The sequence below is a fragment of the Flavobacterium sp. P3_A6 genome, from assembly GCF_056403035.1.
In genome coordinates this window covers 167,291-177,124 of record NZ_JBFUGG010000011.1, presented here as the reverse complement: position 1 = coordinate 177,124, position 9,834 = coordinate 167,291, and the positions used below count along the sequence as shown (strand labels likewise).

Annotated in this window: 5 protein-coding genes; all 5 read left to right on the top strand. The window is 39.1% G+C overall.

From position 1 onward, the window contains the following. Nucleotides 1-723, top strand: a 723-nt coding sequence (locus tag AC1DVP_RS13010; protein WP_477183902.1) for an FISUMP domain-containing protein, incomplete at its 5' end; no start/stop codon positions are given. Nucleotides 724-946: 223 nt separating this feature from the next. Further along, complete coding sequence (locus tag AC1DVP_RS13005; protein ID WP_477183901.1) at nt 947-3,385, top strand: glycoside hydrolase family 2 TIM barrel-domain containing protein; 2,439 nt, start codon at nt 947-949, stop codon at nt 3,383-3,385. Nucleotides 3,386-3,388: 3 nt separating this feature from the next. Further along, entirely contained in the window at nt 3,389-5,284 is a 1,896-nt protein-coding gene (locus AC1DVP_RS13000; protein WP_477183900.1) for a glycoside hydrolase family 97 protein, read from the top strand. A 112-nt stretch (nt 5,285-5,396) separates the two neighbouring features. Next, entirely contained in the window at nt 5,397-7,382 is a 1,986-nt protein-coding gene (locus tag AC1DVP_RS12995; RefSeq protein WP_477183899.1) for a glycoside hydrolase family 97 protein, read from the top strand. 134 nt (nt 7,383-7,516) lie between these two features. Beyond that, a complete protein-coding gene (locus AC1DVP_RS12990; protein WP_477183898.1) occupies nt 7,517-9,721 on the top strand; it encodes a glycoside hydrolase family 3 C-terminal domain-containing protein in 2,205 nt (734 codons plus the stop codon). Nucleotides 9,722-9,834: the final 113 nt, after the last annotated feature.

Here is a 9,834-nt window from a genome sequence, read left to right as displayed (position 1 = left end):
ATTAAATTTTTAAAAATGAAAAAAAAAACAAAGCTTTTGATTCGCCTATACATATTAACAGCAGTGTTTGCAGTACTTACAAGTAGTTGTGAAAAAGAGGAAGATTTAAAAAGTGATAATATCCCCCAGGCTTTTACTGACTCCCGCGATGGGAATGTTTATAAATGCATAAAAATAGGTAACCAGGTATGGATGGCTGAAAACCTGAAATATTTACCCAGTGTTTCTGAACCTGGAATAATTTCAGTAGAAATCCCCTGTTATAATGTTTATGGTTATAACGGCAATAGTTTAGCTGGAGCCAAAGTTTCATTTAATTACGGTGCTTATGGTGTTTTGTATAATTGGGTAGCAGCCAAAACAGCATGTCCAGCCGGTTGGCATTTACCGACTATTGAAGAATGGAACCAATTAGCTGATTATTTAGGCGGTAAATCTGTTGCTGGTGTTAAACTAAAGGAAAACGGCACTGGGCATTGGCAGGCTTCCAGTCCGGATGTAACCAACGAAACTGGATTTACTGCCCTTCCGGGCGGGTTTAGAGATTTCGATGGGACGTTTAAAAGTACAGGTTACCGGGGCTATTGGTGGAGTGCAACTGAGGGAAATGAGTCTTTTAGCGTATGGCACATTCACCTGAGTTATAATGCTGGTGGTATAGGTACGGATTCTTTTGCCAACAGTAAGGCTGGTGGTCTTTCCGTTCGCTGTGTGAAGGATTAATCGAATTGTTCTACACTATTATCGATTTTATCAACTGATACATTGATTTGAATACTCACGGGGTTGGTAGTGATGATGCTTGGGAGGCCAAAGATCATCTGAAAATATACGAATGTTGGAAATAAGCCCTATAGCTTTGGATTTATTCTGGAATATATTGCGAAGCAATAGCTTTTCGAAAATAAATCATATCGGATAATTAATAAGAAATAAACACAACAAAATGAAGCGCACAAATTCATACAAAAAACAATATTTTACAAAACAAATAGTATTGATATTCATACTATTTATAAGCTTTTTTTCAGGATATGCACAAAATGGGACGGAAAGAAAACAGTTATTCGACTATGACTGGAAATTCTTTTTGGGCGACGCTTCTGAAGCCAAAGCAAATGATTTCAATGATTCGGGCTGGCGCAAACTTGATCTGCCCCACGATTGGAGTATTGAAGGAAAAGTAAATGCAAAAAATCTAACAAAAGGAGCGGGAGGATATTTCCCGTCAGGAATTGGCTGGTATCGAAAAACCTTTCAGGCACCCGATGCTTGGAAAGCAAAAAAAACAGCTGTTTATTTTGAAGGTGTTTATATGAATTCCGAGGTCTTTATCAACGGAAAATCGCTGGGTGTTCATCCGTATGGCTACACATCGTTCAGTTACGATCTTACACCTTATCTGAATTTTGGAAAAGAGAATGTTATTGCTGTGCGTGTCGACAATTCACAACAGGTAAACAGCCGCTGGTACAGTGGTTCGGGAATCTATCGCCATGTCTGGATGATCACTTCCGATCCTGTACACGTTGCACATTGGGGTATCGACATTTCAACTCCTGAAGTATCATCCAAAAAGGCAACTGTACTGGTAAAAACCAAAGTTAAAAATGAAACAGCATCTGCCCAGAGCGTTGTTGTGAAAACCCTTCTTTGGAATAAAAATTCAAAAAACTCTGGAAATGGTCAGGTAAAAGTTGAGCTTTCTGCCAATAGCGAAAAGGAAATTACCCAAACCATACAAGTTTCAAACCCGATGCTTTGGACACCAGAAACGCCGCATTTATATCAGGCTCAGATTCAGGTAGTAAAAGATAAAAAAGTACTTGACAACACAAAAACCAATTTTGGTATTCGTTCCATAAAATTTACTGCAGAAAACGGTTTTCAATTGAATGGGAAAACTGTAAAAATAAACGGCGGTTGCGTGCATCACGAAATTGGGTGCATAGGAGCTGCTGCTTTTGACCGTGTCGAAGTACGCAAGGTTGAATTGCTCAAAGCCGGCGGATTCAATGCCGTGAGGACTTCCCATAATCCCCCTTCCGAGGCATTTTTGGATGCCTGCGACAGATTGGGCCTACTGGTAATGGATGAATCTTTCGATTGCTGGAATGTCGGGAAAAACAGTAATGATTATGCTAAGTATTTCAAGGAGTGGTGGCAACGCGATTTAGAAGCAATGGTATTACGCGACCGCAATCATCCTTCCATTTTTATGTGGAGCATAGGTAATGAAGTACCTGAGAGAGCCGATCCTGACGCTGTAAAAACAGCTCAAATGCTTATTGACGCATTAAAGAAAATAGATAAAACCCGACCTGTTACATCTGCAGTTGTAAGCATTGGCAAGAATTGGGACGTGTTCGATCCGCTGATGGCCGTACACGATGTTGCCGGTTACAATTACAACCTGCTTACTCTTGCGGAGGATCATAAAAGAGTGCCTTCACGCATCATAGTCCAAACCGAATCCTATCCGAAAGATGCTTTTAACAATTGGAAACTGATACAGGAAAACAATTTCGTAATCGGAGATTTTGTTTGGACGGCCATAGATTATCTTGGTGAATCCGGTATAGGCAGGACTTTTTATTCTGGGGAAACACCTGGCGAAAACTGGGATAACGATATGTTTCCCATTCATGCAGCCTATTGTGGTGATACAGATTTGATTGGATGGAGAAAACCTATTTCGCATTACCGAAGTATGTTGTACAACGACAACGAAAAACTCTACATAGCAGTTCGTGAACCTGAACCGAATCCTTTGGAAATTAAAGAGACTATGTGGTCAGTATGGCCAACATGGGAAAGCTGGACTTGGCCTGGTTTTGAAGGAAGAACGATTCAGGTTGAAGTATATTCCAAGTATCCTAAAGTAAGGCTATATCAAAACAACAAGCTAGTTGGTGAACAGTCAACAACAAGAGATCAGCAATTTAAGGCTACTTTTCCGGTTCCATATTCTACTGGTGTGCTTAAGGCTGTTGGCGTGGAAAATGATAAAGAAATAGAATCAACAGTTCTTCAAACTGCCGACAATGCCTCAAAAATAAAACTGATAGCCGATAGAAAAGAGATTTTGGCAAATGGACAAGATTTGGTGTTTGTTACTGTTGAATTAACAGATAAAGATGGAATAATGCAACCAAACGCATCAAATCGTTTGCATTTTAAAATCGATGGACCTGGTGTAATTGCTGGGGTGGATAATGCCAATATTAAAGATACTGACTCTTATGTGGATAATACACGAAAAGCATGGAAAGGACGTGCTTTGGTAGTGATAAAAAGCAATCATCAGGCAGGTGAAATTAAATTATCGGTAGTATCCAATGGACTGGAAGGAAAAAGTATAGTTATTAAATCAACACAAAATTAATATATGAGACTATCAATGAAACAGACCGCCTTTTTTCTGCTTTTTATTTTAAGCACATTTATTATAAATGCGCAGGAAATAATTTCGCCAAATGGGAAAATAAAAGTTGTTTTGAATTTGTCTGAAAGAAATGCTGAACGCCATCTTTTTTTTAAGGTATTGTATAAAATTGAAAACAAGTTTACAGAAGTAATGCCCGATTCTAAATTAGGGATTAATCGTGCCGATGAACAGTTTGCAGATAGCTTGCATTTGATTGCAATATCAAAATCTGTTTCAATACACGATACCTATAAAATGGTTTGTGGCAAACGCCAGCTGTGTGAAAATTTAGGTACCGAAAAAACATTCCGTTTTCAAAATTCCAATCATCAGCCGTTGGATATTGTTTTCAGGGTTTATAATGATGGAGTTGCGTTTCGTTACACTTTTCCAAATCAATCCGATTCAAAGGTCAATATCATTAGCGAAGCTACCACTTATGTATTGCCCGAAAATACAGAGCGTTGGATGCAGTCTTATGACAAGTCTTATGAAAATTTTTATCCGTTAACTAAAACGGGGGTTGATGAGAAAAGTAATCAGGAGTGGGGTTATCCTGCATTATTTAAAGTAAATAATCAACCCGTTTGGGGCTTAATTTCGGAAGCAGATATCACCGAAAACAATTGTGCAGCCAGACTAAATAATGGTCAAAATAAAAAACAATACAAAGTAATTTATCCATCTGGTACGGTTGCAATGTTGCCATGGAATTCGCAATGGCATACCATTATTTTAGGTAATCTTTCCAACATTGTCGAATCAACTTTGATTACCGATGTAAGTGAACCAAACCAATTGAAAGATACTGACTGGATTAAACCAGGTGCAGTTTCGTGGATTTATTGGGCAAACAATCACGGTTCCAAGGATTACAAAAAGATAGTTGAATATGTTGATCTTGCCGTAGAAATGAATTGGCCTTATGTGCTGATCGACTGGGAATGGGATATAATGAGCAATGGCGGTAATATAACCGATGCACTGAACTATGCAAAAAGCAAAGGAATAAAACCATTGATGTGGTACAATTCCGGTACAAGCTGGATGGAACCGACACCGAATGACCGTTTACTTACAGCAGAAAAACGTGCCAAGGAATTTGCGTGGCTCAATAAAATAGGAGTCTATGGAATCAAGGTCGATTTTTTTGCCGGCGACCAGCAGGATATGATGAAGTATTACATTGATATTTTGAAAGATGCAGCAAAATATCATTTATTGGTAAATTTTCATGGGGCAACAGTACCCCGCGGCTGGGGCCGTACGTATCCCAACCTGATGTCAACAGAGGCGGTGTACGGTGCAGAATGGTACAACAATGTGCCTACAATGACAGATAAAGCCGCTGCTCATAATGTTACACTTCCGTTTACACGCAATGTAATTGGCTCGATGGATTACACTCCTGTTACCTTTTCAAATTCACAGCATCCGCATATAACATCTTATGCCCATGAGCTGGCTTTGTCAGTTGTGTTTGAATCAGGATTACAGCACTTTGCCGACAGGCCACAAGCATATGAATCCCTACCGGCAGAACCAAAAAACTTTTTGAAACAGGTTCCGGTTGCCTGGGACGATACAAAACTGATTGATGGCAACCCGGGCGAAAAAGTAATCATTGCCCGTAAGAAAGGAAACCAATGGTACATAGCTGGCTTGAACGGTAAAGAGGAGTCTCAGACTTTAATAGTAAAGTTTGATTTTCTGGATAAAGGAAACCATAGTTTTCAGCTTATCAAGGACGGAAAGGATTCTACATCTTTTTCTTCGGAAATAATAAAAGTTAAAAAAGGAGATACATTAAAAATCGAATGTCTTCCAAGAGGAGGGTTCGTTGGTGTAATAAAATAGAATAATAAATAAATAAATAAATAAATAAATAAATAAATAAATAAATAAATAAATAAATAAATAAATAAATAAATAAATAAATAAATAAATAAATAAATAAATAAATAGAATAATGAATAAATTTTTATTAAGCGTAGCTCTTTTTGCGTTTTTATCATCCCATACAAGTATTGCCCAGGTAATCCATTTAAAATCTCCTGACAGTAAGATTGACATGGCTTTAGAAAACAGCTCAAAAATTTCATGGTCTGTTAAACATAACAATACAGAAATTATTGCTCCTTCTACTATTTCATTAACACTTGGTAATGGAGTAGTTTTAGGAAATAATGCAAAAATTATTAGTGTTAAAAATTCAACAGTCAACACTTCTTTTACGACACCCGTTTATAAAAAGAAAACAGTGATTGATGAGTACAATCAGCTTATTGTAAAGTTTAAGGGAGATTTCGGTTTAATATTAAGAGCTTATAACGATGGCGTAGCCTACCGCTTTTTTACAACTATGAAAGGACAAATCATTATAGAATCTGAGGAAGCCAATTTTAATTTCAGCAAAGATTACAAAGCCTATATTCCCTATGTACGGGATTTAAGGGAGAATGATATGTATACATCTGCTTTTGAAGCTACTTATGCCGAAATCCCGCTTTCTAAATTTGTAAAAGATTCACTGGCTATTTCTCCGCTTCTTGTTGATTTGGGAAATGGAAAAAAAGCTGCTATCATAGAGGCCGAACTGGAGGATTATCCTGGTATGTTCTTAACTCGTAATAATCAAACGCAGCAAGGTTTGCAGGGAGCGTTTGCCCATTATCCAAAGGAAGAACGTTCGGGTGGCTACAATAAAATGAACTATATGGTGGTAAAAAGGGAATCTTATATCGCTAACACAAGCGGTACCCGTAATTTTCCATGGAGAGCAATAATAATAAGTGAAAGCGATAAAGACTTGGCGAATAATGACATGGTCCAAAAACTTTCTAAGCCTTCGCAAATAGTCGATGCAAGCTGGATAAAACCGGGCAAAGTAGCTTGGGATTGGTGGAATGACTGGAATATTTCGAAGGTTGATTTTAAGGCAGGAATTAACACGGAAACCTATAAATATTATATTGATTTTGCTTCCAAAAACCACATTGAGTATGTAGTGCTGGACGAGGGCTGGAGTGAAGAGACCGATATGCTGAAAGTTTCGCCGAGCATGAATATAGAAGAACTCATCAGCTATGGAAAACAAAAAAATGTCGGTATTATTCTCTGGGCTTCATGGCATGCCATAAATCAGGTTTTAGATGATGCTTTCTCCCTCTATTCAAAAATGGGAGTGAAGGGATTTAAAATTGATTTCATAGATCGTGATGACCAAAAAATGGTGAAATCGCTCTACAGCATTGCCCAGAAGGCGGCTTCTTATAAACTCTTGATTGATTACCATGGCATGTATAAACCCACCGGTATTCAGCGAACCTTTCCGAATATTCTCAATTTTGAAGGGGTTAAAGGATTAGAGAACGCCAAATGGACACCAAATGATGATATGCCACGCTATGAGACCAGTATCCCCTTTATAAGAATGCTGGCGGGACCTATGGATTATACTCCGGGAGCCATGCGTAATGCAACAAGAGCGGATTTTCGTCCGAGTAATTCCATGCCGATGAGTCAGGGAACCAGATGTCATCAATTAGGTATGTATGTTGTTTACGAAGCGCCGCTGCAAATGCTGGCTGATAGTCCCACAGCTTACATGAAAGAGCAGGAAAGCACCTCTTTTATTTCCCAGATTCCCACCACTTTTGATGAAACAATTGCCCTTGATGGAAAAGTAGGCGAATATGTAGTCATTGCCCGAAGAAAGGGCGATATATGGTTCGTAGGTGGCTTAACCAACTGGTCGGCCAGAGAAATGACAATAGACCTGTCTTTCCTTGGTAAAGGAATCTACTCCGCCGAAATTTTTAAAGATGGGATAAACGCAAATAAAGATGCCACAGACTATAAACGCGAAATAGTAAAAGCTACAAATACAGATAAGCTAATAGTAAATATGGCTAATGGTGGCGGCTTTGCAATGATAATTAGTCCTAAAAAATAGTTTTTAAAATAAGCTGTTTATATTTTTTGCTATGAAATAAACAGCTCAGACCATATTTGGTCTGAGCAATTAAAACATCATCGCCAATATGTATTAATTTGATAAATACAAAGAAGAATACCATACAAAATATTATGATAAAAAGAAAAATTAACGTTTTAACATTACTATATTTTACCCTGTTGTCTGTTTGCGGATGGGCACAAGAGCCTGTTTACCTGGATGAAAGCCAACCCATAGAAGCCCGTATAAAAGATGCATTGTCAAGGATGACGTTAGAGGAAAAAGTAGCCCTCTGTCATGCGCAAAGCAAATTCAGTTCAAAAGGCGTTCCCCAGCTGGGCATTCCGGATGTATGGTCTGCCGATGGGTCGCATGGCGTGAGCGATGAGAAATTATGGGATGAATGGAGCGGAGCCCAATGGACGAATGACTCCTGCACCGCTTTTCCAGCCTTAACATGTCTTGCGGCAACATTCAATCCCGAGATATCCCAGCTTTATGGTAAATCTATTGGCGAAGAAGCCCGATATCGAAACAAAACCATGTTGTTGGGACCGGGAGTCAATATTTATCGTACCCCGCTCAATGGCCGCAATTTTGAATATATGGGTGAAGATCCTTTTTTGGCCTCACGCATGGTGGTTCCCTACATCCAGGGCGTACAGTCCAATGGAGTTGCTGCCTGCGTAAAGCACTTTGCATTGAACAATCAGGAAATTTCCCGTGGCGAAATTAATGTAAATGTAAGTGACCGGGCCTTGCACGAGATTTATCTTCCAGCCTTTAAAGCTGCGGTCCAGCAAGGGAATGTGTGGTCCATCATGGGCGCCTATAACAAAATATGGGGTGTGCATTGCTGTCACAACGACTTTTTGTTGAATAAAATCCTGAAAAATGACTGGAAGTTCGATGGCGTGGTAGTCAGCGACTGGGGCGGCGTACACAATACCGATGAAGCCGTCAATGGAGGACTTGATATTGAAATGGGCACCTATACCAATGGACTGACCACACAAGGTCATTTCCCTTTTTCCAGCTATTATTTGGCCGATCCGTTTTTGAAAGGAATCAAATCGGGGAAATATGAAATATCGAAGCTTGATGATAAAGCAAGCCGGATTCTGCGGATGATTTTTCGCACTACCATGAGTGCCAATCGTCCTTTTGGCCGTTTTGTATCGCCCGAACACAGCTTGGCAGCGAGACAAATAGCAGATGAGGGTATTGTCCTGCTTAAAAATAACAAAGAGTTTTTACCCATTCCTAAGGACAAATACAAAAAAATTGCCGTGATAGGCGAAAACGCTGTACGCAGTCTGATTGTTGGGGGAGGTTCCACGTCGCTGAAAGCTGCTTATGAAATTACGCCATTACAGGGATTAAAGAATAAATACGGTGAAAATCATATTGTTTACAGTATGGGATATGCTTCAGGTCCGTCACTATATGGGGCAGAAGAACCTTCCAAATTAAATATAGACTCATTGTACAACGCAGCTGTTGAAGTTGCCCGTCATGCCGATGTGGTCCTTTTTGTTGGTGGGTTGAATAAAAATTATTTTCAGGATTGTGAAAGTGGAGACCGTAAATCCCTTAGTTTACCATTCGGACAAGATAAACTGATTGAAGCCATACAGAAAGTCAATAAAAATGTTGCCGTAATTTTACTCAGCGGAAATGCGGTTTTGATGCCTTGGTTGGATAAAACACCAGCTGTTGTGCAGGGATGGTACCTTGGCTCTGAGGCCGGAAATGCTTTGGCAGATATTATTTCCGGTGAAGTAAACCCTTCAGGAAAACTCCCTGTCTCATTTCCTAAAAAACTGGAAGATGTTGGGGCACATGCCTTTGACAAACTCAGTTGTCCGGGTGATGGTGCCAACGTGTATTACAAAGAGGATATTTTTGTAGGCTACCGTTGGTATGATACCAAAAATATTCCTGTTCTTTTCCCATTCGGATATGGATTGAGTTATACAACATTTCAATACGGAAAACCTGCAGTTTCTTCAAAATCAATTACAGCAGCCGATTCATTAATTGTAAAAATCCCAGTAAAAAATACAGGCAAAGTGGCAGGAAAAGAAATAGTTCAACTGTATGTCAATGATGAAAAATCAAGTTTGCCCCGTCCAATTAAAGAATTAAAAGGATTTGAGAAAATTTCTTTGGAACCGGGAGAGGAAAAAACGGTGAGTTTCACCTTAACAAAAGAGGACCTTTCCTATTATGACGACAAAAAAAATACCTGGATTGCAGAACCAGGTAAATTCAAAATCATGATTGGAGCTTCGGCCACCGATATCAGGGGAACAGTAGACTTTATTTTGAAATAGATGCATAAAATCGGGATGATGGGCTTTCAGGGAGTTTACAACCCGATTGACTCTATCAGCACTCATTCAGACTTTTCTAAATGAAAAAATATAGCTTTTCTAATTTTCTTTTA